The sequence below is a fragment of the Streptomyces sp. NPDC052107 genome (assembly GCF_040680215.1).
In the GTDB taxonomy this organism is placed as follows: domain Bacteria; phylum Actinomycetota; class Actinomycetes; order Streptomycetales; family Streptomycetaceae; genus Streptomyces.
This window is the reverse complement of the sequence record NZ_JBFAWG010000008.1, coordinates 185,866-204,142: the sequence shown is the minus strand read 5'-3', so window position 1 is coordinate 204,142 and position 18,277 is coordinate 185,866. Positions and strand designations below refer to the sequence as shown.

Here is an 18,277-nt window from a genome sequence, read left to right as displayed (position 1 = left end):
TACAACCCATGATCCGCCACCTGGTCCTCTTCAAGCTCAACGAGGGCGTCGAGCGCGACGATCCGCGGGTCGTGGCGGGCGTCGAGGCCTTCCGGGCCCTCGGCGGGCAGATCGAGGAGCTGCGCTTCTGGGAGTGCGCCTGGAACATCACCGACCGGCCGATCGCCTGCGACTTCGCGATCAACTCGGCGGTCGAGGACACCGACGCCCTCAAGCGCTATCTGGAGCACCCGGCCCATCAGGCGGGCGTCGCGTTGTGGCGCGAGTTCGCCACGTGGGTGATCGCCGACTACGAATTCTGACCACTTCCGCACGAGAGCCCCCCGCCGGAACGGCGGGGGGCTCTCGTGCGTCTTACTCCCCAACTTGGTGGCGTTTGAACACAACACGGCGTTATCCGGTGCTTGCACACAGTGCACATGTCTTGTGATGCTATGACCGCTTTTGACCGATGATTGAGCGATGAAGAGGTGGCGTTGACCGTGTCGGCCAGTACTGCGCCGCCCCAGGAGGAGGCGACCGCCCCCGCCTCCTCCTGCGCCTCCGCCCCCTCCGCCTCCGCCCCCTCCGCCGATCCCACCCCCTCCTCGGACCCCGCTCCCGAACCCCCCGAGAAACGGCGCGGTTCCGACACCCGCGCCCTCACCCAGGTCCTCTTCGCCGAACTGAAGGACCTCACGCCGGGTACGCCGGAGCACCACCGCGTGCGGGGGGCGCTGATCGAGGCGAACCTCCCGCTCGTGCGCTACGCCGCCGCCCGCTTCCGCTCCCGCAACGAGCCCATGGAGGACGTGGTCCAGGTCGGCACCATCGGCCTGATCAACGCCATCGACCGGTTCGACCCGGACCGGGGCGTGCAGTTCCCCACCTTCGCCATGCCGACCGTGGTCGGCGAGATCAAGCGGTACTTCCGGGACAACGTCCGCACGGTCCACGTGCCGCGCCGGCTGCACGAACTGTGGGTGCAGGTCAACAGCGCCACCGAGGACCTCACCACGCTCTACGGCCGCTCCCCCTCCACCGCCGAGATCGCCGAGCGGCTCAGGATCAGCGAGGAGGAGGTGCTGAGCTGTATCGAGGCGGGACGCTCGTACCACGCCACCTCGCTGGAGGCCGCGCAGGAGGGCGACGGGCTGCCCGGCCTGCTGGACCGGATCGGCTACGAGGACCCGGCCCTGGACGGCGTGGAGCACCGCGACCTGGTCCGCCATCTCCTCGTCCAACTACCGGAACGAGAACAGCGAATCCTTCTCCTGCGCTACTACAGCAACCTCACCCAGTCGCAGATCAGCGCGGAACTCGGCGTCTCCCAGATGCACGTCTCCCGCCTCCTCGCCCGCAGCTTCCAGCGGCTGCGCTCGGCGAATCGCATCGACGCATAGAAGCTCCCGAGGCGGAGCACAGCGGGCGCACGGAAGCACACCCGGGATCACCGCCTGCATCGCAAACCCGATCGATGCATCACCATCGAGAGCGAATCGCTCACCAGCGCAGATGCCGACAGTCGGGCCCTTAAAAAGCGTCAGACCCCGTCTTTCCAGGGCTGATTCACTTCTCACATGTCGACATGTCACTACAGCGTGTTGCCGACATGTGACATTCTGCGGGAGACGCGTTTGCCGGGCCTTCGGCGCCGGTATTCAGGTGAAGGCTGCGTTGCTCGCAAGAAGGCGCCGCCACGACCGTCCCGCGACCCAAAGGGGGTGGCATGTCCGCAGACCAGGGCAGCTCGAAGGTGCTGACGCCCGCGACGAGCGAGGCAGCGCCCAAGGAGCTCGACGCACTCGACGTCCTCGACGGCATCGAGGGCGTCACGGCCCTCGACGCCGTGCCGACCCCGACCGCCCCGGCGGCCGCAGACCTCCCGGCCCCGCCGGCCTCCGGGGACATCGACACCCGGACCCTGTCCCGCTCCCTGTTCCTGCGGCTCGCTGCACTGGACGCGGACAGCCCCGAGCGGGCCTATGTCCGGGACACCCTGATCGAGCTGAACCTGCCGCTGGTCCGCTACGCGGCGGCGCGCTTCCGCTCGCGCAACGAGCCGATGGAGGACATCGTCCAGGTCGGCACCATCGGCCTGATCAAGGCGATCGACCGCTTCGACTGCGAACGGGGCGTGGAGTTCCCGACGTTCGCCATGCCGACGGTGGTCGGCGAGATCAAGCGCTTCTTCCGGGACACGTCCTGGTCGGTGCGCGTCCCGCGCCGCCTCCAGGAGCTGCGCCTGGCCCTCACCAAGGCCAGCGACGAGCTGTCCCAGAAGCTGGACCGCTCCCCGACGGTGACCGAGCTGGCCGCCGTGCTCGGCGTCTCCGAGGAGGACGTGGTCGACGGCCTCGCGGTCGGCAACGCCTACACCGCCTCCTCGCTGGACTCCCCGGCCCCCGAGGACGACGGCGGCGAGGGCTCGCTCGCCGACCGCCTCGGCTACGAGGACACGGCCCTGGAGGGCGTGGAGTACCGCGAGTCCCTCAAGCCCCTGCTGGCCAAGCTCCCGCCCCGGGAGCGCCGGATCATCATGCTCCGCTTCTTCGCCAACATGACCCAGTCCCAGATCGGCGAGGAGGTCGGCATCTCCCAGATGCACGTCTCGCGCCTGCTGACCCGGACGCTGGCGCAGCTGCGGGAGGGCTTGATCTCCGACTAGCGCCGCGCGGGTGGTGACGAGTGGGGAAGTGCCGAGATCTGCCGTCTTTCGTCAGCGGCATCGTCGAGGCTGGTCGCGCAGTTCCCCGCGCACCTGTGGGCGCGTCGCCCCACCGCAACCCCATGCGTGGGCCCTGATTGGGTGCCGCCTCGGGGGTTCCTATCTGACGACACGTCAGCCACCATGGCCCGATGCTGCGAGTGACAGGGCCTGCGTGGGCGACATGGACACGTGGCCGCCGAGGCGCCGTTACGGCAGCGTCGGCGGCCGTCGTCGTCCTGGGCGGGGTGCTGGCCGCGTGTGGGAGCGGCGGCCCGAGCGGCGGATATGTCGCGGTCGGCTCGGGGCAGCGCGGGCCGAGCTCGGTCACCCCGACGGGATCCGTGACTCTGGTGCCGCTCGACGGAGGGAGGAGCACGAGCGGGGGCGGCCGTAACTTCCCCGGCGGTGCGGCGACTTCGGGCGACACCAGCGGCTCGGGCAGCCCGGACACTCCGGAGCGGACCGCCACCGACGCCAGCGGCGACAGCTCCCCCGCCACCCCCGTTCCGACCGGCACGGACAGTGGTACGACACCGCCCGCCACCTCGCCCGTCCCAGCACCCAGCCCCACCCCGAGCAGCAGCAAGCGCCCCACCCCCGCCGATCTCACCTGGGGCGACCCCACGACGAAGCCGACGGATCAGCGCTGGTGCCAGAAGGTGACCGTCGGTTTCGAGAACTCCGGGGGCGCGGCGGTGCGGGCGGGCTCGGTGACCTTCGGGACGCACGTCATCGGCGCGCTCGGTATCGACTGGGGGACGGTCGACTCGACGGTGGACCTCCCGGTGCCGATCGCGCCGGGCGCGCACGAGGACCACACCTGGACGGTGTGCGTCGACGCCTGGCGCGTGCCGCTCGGCATGCACATCGAGACGCGGGACGTGTCCGTCCAGTGGAAGTGATCGCCGGAAGCCGGCCCTGCTTCGGCCGGTCCTACTTCATCGCCAGCCAGGCGACGCCGGCCACCACGGCGATGGCGACGATGACACCGATGATCAGGCCGATCCGGGGCCCGGAGGGGGCCGCGGCCTGCTGCTGGCGGCCCTGGGGGGCCTCGTCGACGAACGCGCGGAACATCTGGGTGCTGCCGGCAGGGTCGTAATTGCCCTGGGGGCCCTGGGTGTTAGCCATGGCCCGAGACCTTAGCGAAGACGGGCCGGGCCGCCCAAGTGGGGGGCCACCGGGACAGAGGGGGGCACCTCACCCGCACCGACCTTCATATTGACGACTGCAATACTTGCCTTTGCCAAGTTTTTGCGCGGTCCGGCCCCCGGTTTATTTGCCTGCAGCAACCAAACAGGGTTATGGTTGCCTCAAGCAACGATGCGGGAGGTGTGATGGCCGGGCAGGCGCAGTTTGAAGAGCTGGCGCGTCAGCTCAGTGCCGTCGGAGCCGTGAAACGGGACCTGGGGCGGATCCTGCCGCCCGACTGTCCGGGCGGCTCGGCCGCCGTGCTGACCCTGCTCGGCCGCCACGGAGACATGCGCATGAGCAAGCTCGCGGAGCTGCTCGCCGTGGACATGTCGGTCACCAGCCGGCATGTCGCGCACGTCGCCGCGCGCGGCTGGATCGAACGGCACCCGGACCCCGCGGACAAGCGCTCGCGCATCCTGCGCCTGACTCCCGCGGGCCTGGAAGAGCTCCAGGAGCTGTCCCGGCGGACCACGCACCTGCTCGCCGAGCGGCTCGCCGACTGGACCGACGACGAGGTCGGCCAGCTGATCCGGCTGATGACCCGGCTGCGCGCGTCCTTCGGCGACTGCCGGTCCGTCCCGGTCCGGATCCCCGCGCCCGTGGTCCAGGAGAGCACTCCCGTAGCCGAAGAGACCACCCGTACACCCGCAAGCACGTAAGAAAAGGAAGCCCATGGCAACGACCACACCAGCCGGTGTGCGGGCTCACGCCAAGCACGGGGAAGGCACAGGCCACGCCCCGATGACGCACCGGCAGATCATGGAGGCCCTGTCCGGGCTGCTGCTCGGCATGTTCGTGGCGATCCTGTCGTCCACGATCGTCTCCAACGCCCTGCCGCACATCATCGGGGACCTGGGCGGCGGCCAGTCCGCCTACACCTGGGTGGTCACCGCCGCCCTGCTGTCGATGACCGCGGCCACTCCCCTGTGGGGCAAGCTCGCCGACCTGTACAGCAAGAAGGCTCTCGTCCAGATAGCCCTCGTCATCTACGTCGTCGCCTCGATGGCGGCCGGCCTGTCGCAGAACCCGGGCATGCTGATCGCCTGCCGTGTGGTGCAGGGCATCGGCGTCGGCGGCCTGTCCGCCCTGGCGCAGATCGTCATGGCGGCGATGATCTCCCCGCGTGAGCGCGGCCGTTACTCCGGCTACCTGGGTGCCACCTTCGCCGTCGCCACCGTCGGCGGCCCGCTGCTCGGCGGTGTCATCACCGACACCTCCTGGCTGGGCTGGCGCTGGTGCTTCTACGTCGGTGTCCCCTTCGCGGTCATCGCGCTGATCGTGCTGCAGAAGACCCTGCACCTGCCCGTGGTCAAACGAGAGGTCAAGGTCGACTGGGCCGGCGCGTTCTTCATCTCCGCCGCCGTCTCCCTGCTGCTGGTCTGGGTCACCTTCGCCGGTGACAAGTACGACTGGGTGTCCTGGCAGACGTACGCGATGGTCGGCGGTTCGATCGTGCTCGGCGCGATCTTCGTGCTCATCGAGTCCAAGGCCAGCGAGCCGATCATCCCGCTGCGCCTGTTCAAGAACCGCACCATCACGCTGGCCTCGCTGGCCTCGCTGTTCGTCGGTGTCGCGATGTTCACCGGCACGGTGTTCTTCAGCCAGTACTTCCAGCTGGCCCGCGACAAGTCCCCGACGATGTCCGGGGTCCTGACCATCCCGATGATCGGCGGTCTGTTCGTCTCCTCGACCGTCTCGGGTCAGTTCATCACCCGCACCGGCCGCTGGAAGGCCTGGCTGGTCAGCGGTGGCGTCCTGGTCACGGCCGGCCTGCTGCTGCTCGGCGGCATCCGGTACGACACCGACTACTGGAAGATGGCCATCTTCATGGCCCTGCTGGGTCTCGGCATCGGCATGATGATGCAGAACCTGGTGCTCGCCACGCAGAACCAGGTGGCGCCCTCCGACCTCGGCTCGGCCAGCTCCACGGTCACCTTCTTCCGCTCCCTCGGCGGTGCGGTCGGCGTCTCCGCGCTGGGTGCGGTGATGTCCCGCCGGATCACGCACTACGTCCAGGACGGCGTCTCCGCCCTGAGCCCCAAGTACCGGGCGGCCCTGGCCGGCAGCTCGGGCTCCACCGACACCATCCCGGACATGAACAAGCTCCCGGCGCCCATCCGGACGCTGCTGGAGAGCGCCTACGGCCACGGCATCGCGGATGTCTTCTTCATCGCCGGCTGCCTCGCCGCCGTCGCGTTCCTGATCACGCTGTTCATCAAGGAGGTCCCGCTGAAGACCAGGGGCGCGCTCGCGCAGGCCGCCGAGGGTCAGGCTCCGGCCGAGGGCGGGGTCCCGGCCGAGGCCGCCACCACTGCGGAGGCCGCCACGGAGGCTGCCGCCGGGACTCCGGCCCAGGAACGGGTGCCCGGCTGGGCCGAGCCCGTCGTCGCGGCGGACCGCTTCCAGGACGCGCCGGCCACCGCGACCGCCACCCGGCAGATGACCGCCGTCGCCACCGTCGCCGAGCCCGGCACCGGTGGCGGCACCCCGGTCCACGGCTTCGTCCGCGGCGCCGAGAGCGCCCCGGTCCCGCAGGCCGCGGTCACCCTGATCTCGCTGTCCGGCCGTCAGCTGGGCCGCGCGGTCGCCCAGGCCGACGGCTCCTACTCCGTCGACGCCCCGGGCACGGGGTCGTACGTCCTGATCGCCTCCGCCGACGGCTACCAGCCGCAGGCCTCCACCGTCGTGGTGGGCGAGGAACCGCTGGCGTACGACATCCTGCTCAGCGGCACCAGCGGGCTGACCGGTGTGGTCCGGGCCGCCGGGAGCGCGCTGCCGGTCAAGGACGCGATGGTGATCGTCACCGATGTGCGCGGTGACCTGCTGGCCACCGCCGCCACCGGGGAGAAGGGCGACTTCGCCCTCACCGACCTGGTGCCCGGCACGGTCACCCTGGCCGTCAACGCGAGCGGGTTCCGGCCGCGCGCCCTGCCGGTCGAGATCGGCGCCACCGGGGTCACCCGGGTCGAGATCGACCTGGACGCCGGCGCCCGCCTCCAGGGTGTCGTCAAGGCCCCGCACGGTCCGCTGGCCGACGCCCGCGTGACGCTCGTCGACCAGGCGGGCAACGTGGTCGGCACCGCCACCACCGGCACGGACGGCGCGTACGCCTTCACCGACCTGGACAGCGGCGAGTACACCGTCATCGCGACGGGTTACCCGCCGATGGCGACGGCCCTGACCGTCGCCGGCACCGGGGTCGACGGCCACGACATCGAACTCGCCCACCCCGGCGAGTAGTTCACTCCCGGCCCGTGGCACACATACCGTCGTGTGTGCGCCACGGGCCGGTTTCATACGACCAATTTGTAAGGCTTTGCAGGGAGAAAACGGGATGGGACTGACCGCGAAGATCCGCACGCGGGACGGGTGGGCCGTGTCGCACGCGGTCGTCACGGTGACCGACATGACCGGTACGCAGGTGCTGCGCGCCGAGGCGGACGCCGAGGGAGCCGTACGGGACACCACCGAGCTGGCGCCGGGGGCGTACACGGTGATCGTGACGGCCGTCGGGTACGCGCCCGCGGCCTCCTCCGCGATCGTCACCGCCAGCGGCCGGGCCGGGGTCGGCACGGTCACGCTGGCCCGGCAGGGCGGCACCGAGCTGCCGCCGCCCGGGCCCTGGACCATCGACCCGGTGCACTCGTCCGTCGCCGCGGTCGCCCAGCACCTGGGGATCTCCAGCGTGCACGGGCGGTTCACCGAGTTCGGCGGCACGATCGAGATCGCACCGGACGACGTCACCGAGTCCCGCGTGGAGGCGGTGATCAAGGCCGCGTCCATCGACACGGGCAACGGCATGCGCGACGGGCATCTGAAGTCCGCGGACTTCCTCGACGTCGAGCAGCATCCGCAGATCACCTACCGCTCGACCGGTCTGACCCAGTCGGGCTCCGACCGCTGGACGGTCCACGGGGAACTGTCCATGCACGGGATCGTACGACCGGTGGACCTGGACCTCGCCTACCTCGGCACGGGCGCCGACCCCTGGGGCGGCACGAGGGCCGCGTTCCGCGCGACGGCCGAGCTGCGCCGCGAGGACTTCGCGATGAACTACAACCAGGTTCTCCAGGCGGGCATCGCGGCGATCGGTACGACGCTGAAGGTGGAGCTGGACATCCAGGCGGTCCAGGGCGACTCACTGCCCCAGGCGTAGGCACAGCAGGGTCAGCCACAGGGGCGCGCACTGCCCCTAGGCTGCCCCCATGGCACCGAACATCGCTACCAACACCCGCGTATCGCTGGACGAGCTGCTGGACTTCGTACGGCCCCGTCACCGCGCCCTGCTGATCACCCGCCGCGCCGACGGCGGACCGCAGGCGTCCCCGCTGACCTGCGGGGTCGACGACTCGGGGCGGATCGTCGTCTCCACCTACCCCGAGCGCGCCAAGACCCGCAACGCCAAGCGGGATCCCCGGGTCAGCCTGCTCGTCCTGAGCGACGAATGGAACGGCCCCTGGGTCCAGATCGACGGCACGGCCGAGGTCATCGACGCACCGGACTCGGTGGAACCCCTGGTCGAGTACTACCGCAACATCGCCGGCGAACACCCCGACTGGGACGAGTACCGCGAGGCGATGGTCAAGCAGGGCAAGTCCATCATCCGGGTGACACCGGAGCGGTGGGGGCCGGTGGCGACCGGGGGGTTTCCGGCGCGGCTCGTCGGGGACGGGGAGTAGCCGGACGGGGAGCAGCCGGACGGGGAGTGGTCAGCCTCGGCTGACCATCGCCTCGATGCCGGCGATCAGCAGGTCCAGGGCGAAGTCGAAGTCGCGGTCCAGCATCTCGTCGACCGTGTCCCCGCCGCGGGCCGCCATGAGGTCCTTCGACTCCTCGACGACCTCGGCGGTCCCCGGGGCCTCGGTCACCAGGGCCATGGCCTGCTCGTAGTACTCGTCGGGGCTCAGCCCGGTGTCCGCGATCCGGGCGAAGAGGTGGCCCTCGATCGTGCCGAAGCCGTACACGAACTGGAAGACCGCCGAGATCGCCCCCATCACCCCGTGCGCGGGCAGCCCCGCCCGGCGGACGACCCGCTGGACCGCACGGGAGAACGCCAGCGAGTTCGGGCCGATGTTGAGATAGCGCCCCGCCAGCGGCGACAGCCAGGGGTGGCGCACCAGCAGCGCCCGGTACTCGGTGGCCAGCCCGCGCAGCTGCTCGCGCCAGGCCTCGCCCTCGGCGTCCGGATCCGGCAGCCGCAGCTCGCCGAAGGCCGCGTCCAGGGCGAGTTCGAGCAGGTCGTCCTTGGTGTCGACGTACCAGTACAGGGACATCGCGGTGACGTTCAGCTCCGCGGCCAGCCGCCGCATGGAGAACTTCTCCAGCCCCTCGGCGTCCAGCAGCGGCACCGACGTCGCGGTGATCCGCTCCCGGTCCAGTCCGGAGGGCTGACCGGCACGTCCGCCGCGCCGCGGCTTCTCCTGCAGCCACACACTGTCCCGCGCCGACCGACCCGCTGCCTTCACCATCGGCGCATCCTCCTGAGACTCCGGCCACTGGTCCAACCTTAGGCGCGGGGCCATGCAGGCCTGCGGACCGCGTCCGTCTCGTGACGCCAGGCGGGCAGGGGGAAGGGGCTCGGCCGGAAACCCGGCCGAGCCCCTTCGAGGAAGCCCTCAGGCCGTCAGGTCCGGCAGTTCACAAGGACGTTGTGGCCACCGTCCCCGTCGCAGTGGTTCGTACCCGGGCCGCCGTCGAGGAAGTCGCTGCCGGGGCCGCCGAAGAGCGAGTCGCTGCCGCCCGCGGTGCCGGCCGGTTCAACTGATTTCCAGGTGACTCGGAGAAAGCGCCGCGAAAGCCCGTAGAACACCCGGACAGCGCTGATCAGACCGTCGACGTGGTGTTCACCGCACGGCGGTCGCCGTGCGGTGCACACCACGGATGTCCGTCAGCCGGTCCCCTTGTCTCAGCCGCTCGTCTTCTGCGTCAGGTCGTAGAAGGTGGCCGAACCGACGGTGACCTTCTTGAAGGTGCTCTCGACCCACGAGGTGATCTGGGACGACGTGCCGCTGCTGCTGCCGCCCATGCCACCGCCCCTGCCTCCGCCGGCGATGAAGTAGTGGATCTTCCCTTCCGCCACGTACTTCTTGAACTGCGCCAGCGTCGGCGACGGGTCGGTGCCGTTGAAGCCGCCGATCGCCATCACCGGGTCACCGGTGGTGAGCTGGTAGCTGGCCGCGTTCTGCGAACCGATGGACGCGGCGACCCAGGTGTACTTGGCGGCGTCCTTCTCCAGCAGCTTCTTGGCGGCGGAGGAGACGTTCGCGCCGTTCAGCAGGCCGCCGGCGCCACCGCCGCCGCCCATGCCGCCTTCGCCCATCCGGCCGGCGCCGGGGAAGCCGTTGCCGTTCTGCTGACCCTGGCTGTTCTGGCCCTGCCGGCCCGGCATGCCACCGCCGAAGCCACCGCCACTGCCACCGCCACCGGGGAAGCCGTTGCCGTTCTGCTGACCTTGCTGCCCTTGGCCCTGCTGCCCCGGCATCGCACCGCCGAAGCCGCCGCGCATACCGCCGCCGTTGCCGCCGCCGGGCCCCCGGCCGCCGCCGAAGCCCATCATGCTCGCGCCCGCCGGACCGGCCGTCGGGATGGAACCGGTGTGCGCGGAGTCCACCGTGCTGAGGGTGTACGCCGTCGGACCGGCCAGCGCGGCCACCAGGCCCACCGCCGCCGCCCCGAGGGCCAGCTGCCGGGAGATCCGCCCGGCGAAGATCAGGCCCAGCGCGGCCACCATGCCGCCGATCAGCACCAGCCACTTCAGCCAGGGCAGATAGCCGGAGGTGCGGTTGAGCAGGACGTATCCCCATGCGGACGCGGCCACGAGCGCGGCGGCGAGGCTGATCGACGCCCAGGTCTCCCTGCGCCGCTCCCACAGCAGCCCGGCGCCCATGCCGACGACGGCCGCGAGGTAGGGCGCGAGCGCCACCGTGTAGTACTGGTGGAAGATGCCCGCCATGTAGCTGAAGACCACCATGGTGATCAGCAGCGAGCCGCCCCAGACCAGGAACGAGGCCCGCGTCACGGACGTACGGCGCAGCTTGCGGGTCGCCCACAGGCCCGCGACCAGCAGGATCAGCGCGGCCGGGAGCAGCCAGGAGATCTGGCCGCCGATCTCGGAGTTGAACATCCGGTCCCAGCCGGTCGCGCCCCAGCGGCCGGAGCCGGTCCTGCCGCCACCGCCGCCGACGCTGCCGGTCTCGTCGCCGTTGATCCGGCCGAGGCCGTTGTAGCCGAAGGTCAGCTCCAGGAAGCTGTTGTTCTGCGACCCGCCGATGTAGGGGCGTGAGGAGGCCGGCCACAGCTCGACGATCGCGACCCACCAGCCGCCGGCGACCACGAGCGCGACGGTGGCGAGGCCCAGCTGGACCAGGCGCCTGCGCAGCCTCACCGGACCGCAGACGGCGTAGACGATCGCCAGCGGCGGCAGGATCAGGAAGGCCTGCAGGGTCTTGGCGAGGAAGGCGAAGCCGATCGCGGCCCCCGCCCACACCAGCCACTTCGTCCGGCCGTCCTCCACCGCCCGTACGACGAAGTAGCAGGCCAGCGCCATCAGCAGGGCCAGCATCGCGTCCGGGTTGTTGAACCGGAACATGAGCGCGGCCACCGGGGTGAGCGCGAGCACCGCGCCCGCGATCAGACCCGCGGCCGGGCTGAACCGGCGCCGTACGGCCGCGTACACGACCGCCACCGTGCCGACGCCCATGAGGACCTCGGGAGTGAGGATGGCCCATGAGTTCAGGCCGAAGATCCGCACCGACAGCTCCATCGGCCACAGGAAGGCCGAGGGCTTGTCGACGGTGATGGCGTTGCCCGCGTCCAGCGAGCCGAAGAAGAACGCCTTCCAGGACTTGCTGCCCGCCTGCACGGCCGCCGAGTAGAAGGAGTTGGCGTAACCGGAGGCGCTGAGGTTGTACAGGTAGAGCAGGAGGGTGGCGGCCAGCAGGCCGAGGAAGGCCGGCCGCACCCAGCGGGGGTCCTCGGGGCGGCCGCGCCACAGTCTGCGCAGGAGCGGCTGCTTGGGCTCACCTGCCTCGGGGGCCTGCGGGGGAGCGGTCGGGGGCGGGCCCCAGTCGGTCGTAGCGCTGTGCTGGGCGGTCGGCGGGTCGTAATGGGTGGTCATCGGGGTTCCCCCGGATCGGTGTCGTGAGGGCGCACCGGCTGCAGTCGCATGGTGGCGTCCCTCCAGCTGCCGTCCGCGGCATCACCGGCGCGGACCTGGGTGGCCGTCGGATACGGCTGCGGGTACGGCACCGGGCGCTGGGGCAGCGGTGCGTACGGAGCGGTCGTGCCGTGCGGCGGGGTCGTGCTCGTGCTGTAGGTCGGCGAGGACAGGGGGTGGGAGGCGACGACCGTCGAGCCGGTGCCGGACTCGCCGCGGTCCGGGAACACCCAGGCGCGGAAGAGCAGGAACCGCAGCACGGTCGCGGCGAGGTTGGCGGCGATGAGCACCGCCAGTTCGGTGGAGTGCGCCGGGCTGGAGCCGGCCGCGTTCAGGGCGGCCAGGGAGCCGCTGGTCAGCGCGAGACCGATGCCGAAGACGACCAGGCCCTGCGCCTGGTGCCGTACGGCGCCGCCCCGGCCGCGCACTCCGAAGGTGAGCCGGCGGTTGGCGGCCGTGTTGGCGATCGCGGAGACCAGCAGGGCGAGCGCGTTGGCGATCTGGGAGCCGGAGAACTGCCGGAAGACGCTGTAGAGGAGGAGGTAGAAGAGGGTGGACAGGCCGCCGACGACGCAGAAGCCGACGAGCTGACGGGCGAGTCCCGTGGGCACGTTGGTCAGGTCGCGGTCGCGCGGGTCGTCGCCGAAGGGCCGGGTGAGCCGGTCCAGCGGGAGCGAACCGGTGGCCAGCGCCTTGCCGATCCGCCAGACGCCCTTGAGGTCGTCGGTGGCGGTCTTCACGATGTGCACGGTGGAGTCGGGGTCGTCGACCCAGTCGACCGGCACCTCGTGGATGCGCAGCCCCGCCCGCTCGGCGAGCACCAGCATCTCGGTGTCGAAGAACCAGCCGGTGTCCTCCACCAGCGGCAGCAGCACCTGGGCCACATCGCGCCGGATGGCCTTGAACCCGCACTGGGCGTCGGAGAACCGGGCCTGGAGCGAGCCGCGCAGGATCAGGTTGTAGGCCCGGCTGATGAACTCGCGCTTGGGGCCGCGCACCACCCGGGAGGTGCGGGCGAGCCGTGAGCCGATCGCGAGGTCCGAGTGGCCCGAGATCAGCGGCGCCACCAGCGGCAGCAGGGCGTTGAGGTCGGTGGACAGGTCGACGTCCATGTAGGCGAGGATCGGCGCCTCGGACGCGGACCAGACGGTCCTGAGGGCCCGCCCCCGGCCCTTCTGCTCCAGGCGGAAGTTGGTGACCTCGGGGAGATCCGCCTCCAGCCGCGCCGCCACCAGCGGGGTGGTGTCCGTGGACGCGTTGTCCGCGATCGTGATGCGGAAGGCGTACGGGAAGGTGCGCGTGAGGTGCTCGTGCAGTCTGCGGACGCACGGCTGGAGGTCCTTCTCCTCGTTGTAGACGGGGATCACTACGTCCAGGACAGGCGTACCGGCGTCTCCGGCCGGGAGGTGCTCCCGCGCCGGCAGGGTGCCGGGAGAAGAGTCGGTTCGCATGGCACCGACTCAACTCAAGCCCCCTGTTGCACCCATGTGGTGGCACTGTGCTGTGCCTGTGAGTGCGATTGCCAGTCGGTTTCGGGCGCGGGGCACGGAACGGCGGGGGCGAGCGCGGGCAGATGGACGGTGAACACGGTCCGCCCGGGCACGCTGTCGACGGTGACGGCACCCCCGTGCGCGGCCGCGACCGCCTGCACGATGGCCAGCCCGAGCCCGGTGGACCCCGTCGACCTGGACCGCGCGGAGTCCCCGCGCGCGAACCGCTCGAAGACGTGTGGCAGCAGATCCGGCGGAATGCCCTGCCCGTTGTCCTCGACGTCGACGCACATCCACGGCCCGCGCCGCTGCACGCGCGCGGTCACGGTCGTACCGGGCGGGGTGTGTTTGCGCGCGTTGCCGAGCAGATTGACCAGCACCTGCTGGATGCGTGCCGCGTCCGCCGACACCAGGGCGGGCTCATCGGGCAGATCGAGCCGCCAGTTGTGGTCCATTCCGGCCGCGCGGGAGTCGCTGACCGTGTCCACGACCAGCGGTATGAGATCGGTCTGCTCGAACTGCAGCGGCCGTCCGGCGTCGAGGCGGGCGAGGAGGAGAAGATCCTCGACCAGGAGGGTCATACGGCCCGTCTCGGACTCGATCCGGCCGAGGGCGTGTCGGGTGTCGGGTCCGACCTGCTCCCGCCCGCGTCTGGTGAGTTCCGCGTACCCGCGAATGGACGCGAGCGGGGTCCTCAGCTCATGGCTGGCGTCGGCGACGAACTGCCGTACCCGCGTCTCGCTCTGCTGCCGGGCGTGCAGGGCGCCGTGCACATGGTCGAGCATCCGGTTGAGCGCGGCACCGACCTGGCCGACCTCGGTGTGCGGGTCGCACTCGGACTCGGGGACCCGCTCGCTGAGGTTCACCTCGCCGGTGTGCAGCGTGAGTTCGGAGACCCGGGTGGCGGTGGCGGCGACCTTGCGCAGGGGGCGGGTGGCGACGCCGACGATGACGGTGCCGGCGAGGGTGGCGGCGATGAGACCGGCGGCGGTGACACTGATCTCGACCAGGATCAGGGTGTCGATGTTGTCGTCGACGTCCTTCGTCGGCAGGGCGATGTAGTACGCGTCGCCGCTGTCCCGGCTCGACACGTACTTGACGAGGTAGTCCCCGAGTCCGGGGATCTCCACGCTGTGCGCCTTGTTGTCCTTGGCCACGGCGTTCAGCGCGGTCTTCTGCGCGGCGGTGAGGTCGTCGGCGCGCATCTGCTTGAACAGGCCGTAGTCGTCGTTCTGCTGCTGGGCCACGGCGGCGGAGGTGATCGAGCCGTTCTTCACGTACGCCGCGACCGTACGGGGCTGCGTCGGGCCCCTGGTGAGCAGGTTGTCGACCTTCTTGCTCGGTGTCGCGGCGTCCGACGCCGAGGGGTCCAGGCCCCCCGGGACCGCACCGGGCCGCGCGCCGGCCGGAGCCTGCATATGACCGAGCGCCCGCGCGGCGGTCTCGTTCACCTTGCCCTCGAGCTGCTGGTACAGATGCGAGCGCAGCGCCACCGTGGTGACGGTACCGATCACCGCACACACCACGGCGATCAGCACCACCGACGCGACGACGAGCCGGGTCCGCAGGGTGCGCGGCTGTCCCTTCCCTACTCTCGACTTCGCTCGAGCGGGGGGACCCCCACGTCGCTCCTGCCGCTTCCGTCGTTGCTGCGGAGCCGGCCGTCGCCGCCTGCTCATGACGCGGCGGGCTTGATCAGATAACCGGCCCCACGCCGGGTGTGGATCATCGGCTCACGCCCCGCGTCGATCTTCCGCCGCAGATAGGAGATGTACAGCTCGACGACATTGGCCTGCCCGCCGAAGTCGTACGACCACACCCGGTCCAGGATCTGCGCCTTGCTGAGCACGCGCCGCGGGTTGCGCATGAGGAAGCGCAGCAGCTCGAACTCGGTGGCGGTGAGATGGATGGACTCCCCGGCCCGCGACACCTCGTGACTGTCCTCGTCGAGCGTCAGGTCTCCGACCACGAGCACGGAGTCGGACCGCCGGTCGGCGGCCCCGGACCGGCGGATGAGCCCCCGCAGCCGCGCCACGACCTCCTCCAGGCTGAACGGCTTGGTGACGTAGTCGTCGCCGCCGGCGGTGAGCCCGGCGATACGGTCCTCCACCGCGTCCTTGGCGGTCAGGAAGAGGACGGGCACGTCCGGCAGCTCGCGCCGCAGCCGCCCGAGGACGGTCAGCCCGTCCATGTCGGGCAGCATCATGTCCAGCACGACGGCGTCGGGCCGGAACTCACGGGCGGTCTGGACGGCGCCCTGCCCGTCCCCCGCACTCCTGATCTGCCAGCCCTCGTAACGAAGAGCCATGCTCAGCAGTTCGGTGATCGACAACTCGTCGTCCACCACAAGCACTCGGACGGGGCTCCCGTCCGGCCTCAGCAGTTCGGTGCGCCCCTGGGGCGAGGTCGTGGTCATGGTGCACACCTTGTCCGGGTCCTCTGAGAAGAGGCTTTCCCCAGTCTGTGATTTCCCTGAGAAACACACAGGCACCTCTCAGGCAGCTCCTGGGAAGCGTTCATTCCCGCGCGAAGACGCGCGCGTGCTCGACCCTGGCGATGTGGATCACGTACCGCTCGTACCACCGCTCCCGGCCGCGGCGCTTGGCCGCGAGATGCTCGGGGTGCCGCCGCCACCGCTCGATCCCTTCGAGATCCTTGAAGTAGGCGACGGAGATCGCGAGTCCGCCGGGGGTACGGGCGGAGTCCTCGCCGAGGAAGCCGGGGACTTCACGGACGAGACGGGAGAGGTGCTCGGCGGTGCGGTCGTATCCGCCGGGGTCGTCGTCGGTGCGGAGTGAGGTGAAGATGGCGGCGTAGTAAGGGGGTTCGGGAAGGGGGGTGGGCTGTACAGCGGCATCCGTTTGATCGCTCATGACAACCACGGTCGGCCGTGGGCCCGTTCGGCGTCCATGGCCCTTGCCGAAAGGGATCCATACGGGATCCGAGTCTTTGCCTTCGCCTCAGAACAACCCCTCCTGCGGTTGTGTGAACTCCCGCAGCGGAAAGGTGAGTCCGGCGGACCACGAAGCGGCCGGCGACACCAGCTCCCAGCCCGTCATCAACCGTGTGTCGAGCACGACCACGCCGCGCTCACCGACCGCCAGATGAAGATCGGGCCCGGCGGCCGCGACCAGCTCACCGCCGACCCCGCCGCCGGGGACGAGTTCCACCACTTCCCCGAACGCGGAAGCGGCACCGGCAAGCCCGAACACCCCCATGTGATCGGTCACTTCACAGGGCTCCGGCCGCAGGGACTCGGGCCATCCGCTGAGGGACTCGGCCCGCGCATGCAGCTCCCGCACCTGCGCCGCACGTTCCTCCTCGGTCCCCGGCAACGCCGACCGCACCGCGCGCTTCTCGGCGTACGGAATCCGGTCCGGCACCTGGAGCGCGGCCCGCAGCAGCTCCTCGGTGCGTCGGGCGGCCATCAGCGGGCCGGCGCCGAGCCAGCTGAAACAGACGGCGCCCTGCTCCAGCAGCCGGGCCGAGCCCCGCTCGGCCGCGGTGATCCCGACTTTCACCATCCCGGGCCCGAACCACGCCAGATACACCCGGTACGGCCGTGGGTCGTCGGCGATCGTGTCGGCGGCCACGGAGTGCGCCCGGTCCAGCCTCGCGCAGTCCTCGCACCGGGCGCCGGTGCTCCGCGCCGGCACGACCGCCCCTACCGGACAGGCGTGGCCGCGGGCGCCCACACAGTGCCGGGCGCTCCTCTCCGGCACGGCGAAGGCGACCCGTTTCCCCCACGGCAGCACACTGCGCCGCCCGCCGTCCCACACCAGCACGGGACCATCGGGCGACCAGCGCAGTCCGGTGCACTTCCATACGTGTGCCATCACTCGTCAGGGTATGGGTCGGGTCTGACAACGGGTTCCGGGCGGCGGAGGGGCGTAGGGTGAGCGAAGGCCCGAAGCCGCAACCTCTTTTTGCGACTTCGGGCCTGTCTGCGTGCGCTACGACCGGCACTCTGCGGCAGGACGTACACAGGGGTTCCTTCCCCCGCCAGCCCCACCTGCCTCACGCGCCCCCGCTTGATCAGCATGCGCAGGCACTCATGGACCCGGTCGAGCGTGAGCCCCGTGCGCTCCGCGACCTCCTCCAGCCGGCAGTCACCGGCTCACGCACCAGCGCCGGGGCGAGGTGGGCGGCGACGGCGTGCACGTCCTCGGTGACGACCAGGTTCTTCGCCCGCCAGGTGGTGAGGAGCTGCTGGGGGGTCGTGGCGGGCGGGGGCGGTACCGGGGCGGAGGGCCGCATACGGTCGGCGATGAGGTCGAGGGTGTCGGAGATACGACCGAGCACATGATGCACACCGCCGACGCGGTCACTGAGGACGGCGAGGTGGTCGTTGGCACGGCCCAGATGCTCGTTGGTGCGGCGCATCTGCTCGATCCGCTCGACCTGCGCGACGGCCAGAGCCTCGTCCACCCTGATGTTCCGTTCCTCCAGTCGGACGATCGCGTCGGCGACCTGCCCGGGCATGAGGTAGGCGGTGCCACCGCGCGGAGCGGGTTGCACGGGGCGGGGTCGAGGGAGTAGGAGCCGTCGCGCTGGACGGCGACGTCCACCGCCGAGACCCAGTGCTCCCCCTCCGGCGTGGTCAGCCTCCGCACCCGTGCCCCGTGGCCGCGAAGACAAAGTCGTTGACGTCGATTGCGTCCTGCCTACGTCCCGTCGACTGCTCCGACGGGGTCTCGTTCTGCTCGTACATCGAGCATCACCTCCACCCCGGAAGCTAGGCACGGCGAT

At 70.7% G+C, this 18,277-nt stretch carries 19 protein-coding genes; 8 read left to right on the top strand and 11 right to left on the bottom strand.

Going from position 1 to position 18,277, the window contains the following annotated elements:
* Nucleotides 1–8: 8 nt before the first annotated feature.
* From AB0M27_RS11825 to AB0M27_RS11810, 4 genes are all read left to right on the top strand, one after another.
* Nucleotides 9–302, top strand: a complete 294-nt coding sequence (locus AB0M27_RS11825; RefSeq protein ID WP_365720499.1) for a Dabb family protein — start codon at nt 9–11, stop codon at nt 300–302.
* Nucleotides 303–476: 174 nt separating this feature from the next.
* Nucleotides 477–1,382: an RNA polymerase sigma factor SigF gene (locus AB0M27_RS11820; RefSeq protein ID WP_365720497.1), complete on the top strand. Its 906-nt coding sequence runs from the start codon at nt 477–479 to the stop codon at nt 1,380–1,382.
* Nucleotides 1,383–1,708: 326 nt separating this feature from the next.
* Nucleotides 1,709–2,647, top strand: a complete 939-nt coding sequence (locus tag AB0M27_RS11815) for an RNA polymerase sigma factor SigF (RefSeq protein ID WP_365720495.1) — start codon at nt 1,709–1,711, stop codon at nt 2,645–2,647.
* Nucleotides 2,648–3,030: 383 nt separating this feature from the next.
* The gene (locus tag AB0M27_RS11810) at nt 3,031–3,591 is read left to right on the top strand and encodes a hypothetical protein (RefSeq protein WP_365720493.1); all 561 of its coding nucleotides are present in this window, start codon (nt 3,031–3,033) and stop codon (nt 3,589–3,591) included.
* Nucleotides 3,592–3,622: 31 nt separating this feature from the next.
* Here the strand turns inward: AB0M27_RS11810 and AB0M27_RS11805 are convergent, their stop codons facing one another.
* A complete protein-coding gene (locus AB0M27_RS11805; RefSeq protein WP_153540132.1) occupies nt 3,623–3,820 on the bottom strand; it encodes a hypothetical protein in 198 nt (65 codons plus the stop codon).
* 206 nt (nt 3,821–4,026) lie between these two features.
* On the opposite strand from AB0M27_RS11805, the gene AB0M27_RS11800 reads away from it, so the two are divergent.
* The 4 genes from AB0M27_RS11800 (at nt 4,027) to AB0M27_RS11785 (ending at nt 8,562) form a co-directional block, all read left to right on the top strand.
* Complete coding sequence (locus AB0M27_RS11800) at nt 4,027–4,542, top strand: MarR family transcriptional regulator (protein WP_365720491.1); 516 nt, start codon at nt 4,027–4,029, stop codon at nt 4,540–4,542.
* Nucleotides 4,543–4,555: 13 nt separating this feature from the next.
* A complete protein-coding gene (locus AB0M27_RS11795; protein WP_365720489.1) occupies nt 4,556–7,123 on the top strand; it encodes an MFS transporter in 2,568 nt (855 codons plus the stop codon).
* A 94-nt stretch (nt 7,124–7,217) separates the two neighbouring features.
* Nucleotides 7,218–8,039 (top strand): YceI family protein, encoded by an 822-nt coding sequence (locus tag AB0M27_RS11790; protein WP_365720487.1) that lies wholly within the window; start codon nt 7,218–7,220, stop codon nt 8,037–8,039.
* Nucleotides 8,040–8,088: 49 nt separating this feature from the next.
* On the top strand, nt 8,089–8,562 hold the full coding sequence (locus AB0M27_RS11785; RefSeq protein WP_365720485.1) for a PPOX class F420-dependent oxidoreductase: 474 nt from the start codon (nt 8,089–8,091) through the stop codon (nt 8,560–8,562).
* A 30-nt stretch (nt 8,563–8,592) separates the two neighbouring features.
* On the opposite strand, the gene AB0M27_RS11780 is transcribed toward AB0M27_RS11785, so the two are convergent.
* The 10 genes from AB0M27_RS11780 to AB0M27_RS11735 all read right to left on the bottom strand — a co-directional run bounded on the left by AB0M27_RS11780 (nt 8,593) and on the right by AB0M27_RS11735 (nt 18,046).
* Entirely contained in the window at nt 8,593–9,351 is a 759-nt protein-coding gene (locus AB0M27_RS11780; protein WP_365720483.1) for a TetR/AcrR family transcriptional regulator, read from the bottom strand.
* A 155-nt stretch (nt 9,352–9,506) separates the two neighbouring features.
* On the bottom strand, nt 9,507–9,692 hold the full coding sequence (locus AB0M27_RS11775; RefSeq protein ID WP_365720627.1) for a hypothetical protein: 186 nt from the start codon (nt 9,690–9,692) through the stop codon (nt 9,507–9,509).
* 96 nt (nt 9,693–9,788) lie between these two features.
* Nucleotides 9,789–11,999, bottom strand: a complete 2,211-nt coding sequence (locus AB0M27_RS11770; protein WP_365720481.1) for a glycosyltransferase family 39 protein — start codon at nt 11,997–11,999, stop codon at nt 9,789–9,791.
* Entirely contained in the window at nt 11,996–13,489 is a 1,494-nt protein-coding gene (locus tag AB0M27_RS11765) for a bifunctional glycosyltransferase family 2/GtrA family protein (protein WP_365720479.1), read from the bottom strand. The genes AB0M27_RS11770 and AB0M27_RS11765 overlap by 4 nt, the downstream gene beginning before the upstream one ends.
* A 14-nt stretch (nt 13,490–13,503) precedes the next feature.
* Entirely contained in the window at nt 13,504–15,207 is a 1,704-nt protein-coding gene (locus AB0M27_RS11760) for a HAMP domain-containing sensor histidine kinase (protein WP_365720477.1), read from the bottom strand.
* Complete coding sequence (locus AB0M27_RS11755) at nt 15,204–15,944, bottom strand: response regulator transcription factor (RefSeq protein ID WP_055710393.1); 741 nt, start codon at nt 15,942–15,944, stop codon at nt 15,204–15,206. Before AB0M27_RS11755 ends, AB0M27_RS11760 begins: the two co-directional genes overlap by 4 nt.
* Before the next feature lie 100 nt (nt 15,945–16,044).
* Nucleotides 16,045–16,401 carry an antibiotic biosynthesis monooxygenase gene (locus AB0M27_RS11750; protein WP_365720475.1) on the bottom strand — a complete coding sequence of 119 codons (357 nt, stop codon included), beginning with the start codon at nt 16,399–16,401 and terminating at the stop codon, nt 16,045–16,047.
* A gap of 87 nt (nt 16,402–16,488) precedes the next feature.
* Nucleotides 16,489–17,364, bottom strand: a complete 876-nt coding sequence (locus tag AB0M27_RS11745) for a DUF2797 domain-containing protein (RefSeq protein WP_365720473.1) — start codon at nt 17,362–17,364, stop codon at nt 16,489–16,491.
* The gene (locus AB0M27_RS11740; protein ID WP_365720625.1) at nt 17,364–17,630 is read right to left on the bottom strand and encodes a hypothetical protein; all 267 of its coding nucleotides are present in this window, start codon (nt 17,628–17,630) and stop codon (nt 17,364–17,366) included. The genes AB0M27_RS11745 and AB0M27_RS11740 overlap by 1 nt, the downstream gene beginning before the upstream one ends.
* Nucleotides 17,564–18,046: a hypothetical protein gene (locus AB0M27_RS11735; RefSeq protein ID WP_365720471.1), complete on the bottom strand. Its 483-nt coding sequence runs from the start codon at nt 18,044–18,046 to the stop codon at nt 17,564–17,566. The genes AB0M27_RS11740 and AB0M27_RS11735 overlap by 67 nt, the downstream gene beginning before the upstream one ends.
* Nucleotides 18,047–18,277 lie beyond the last annotated feature (231 nt).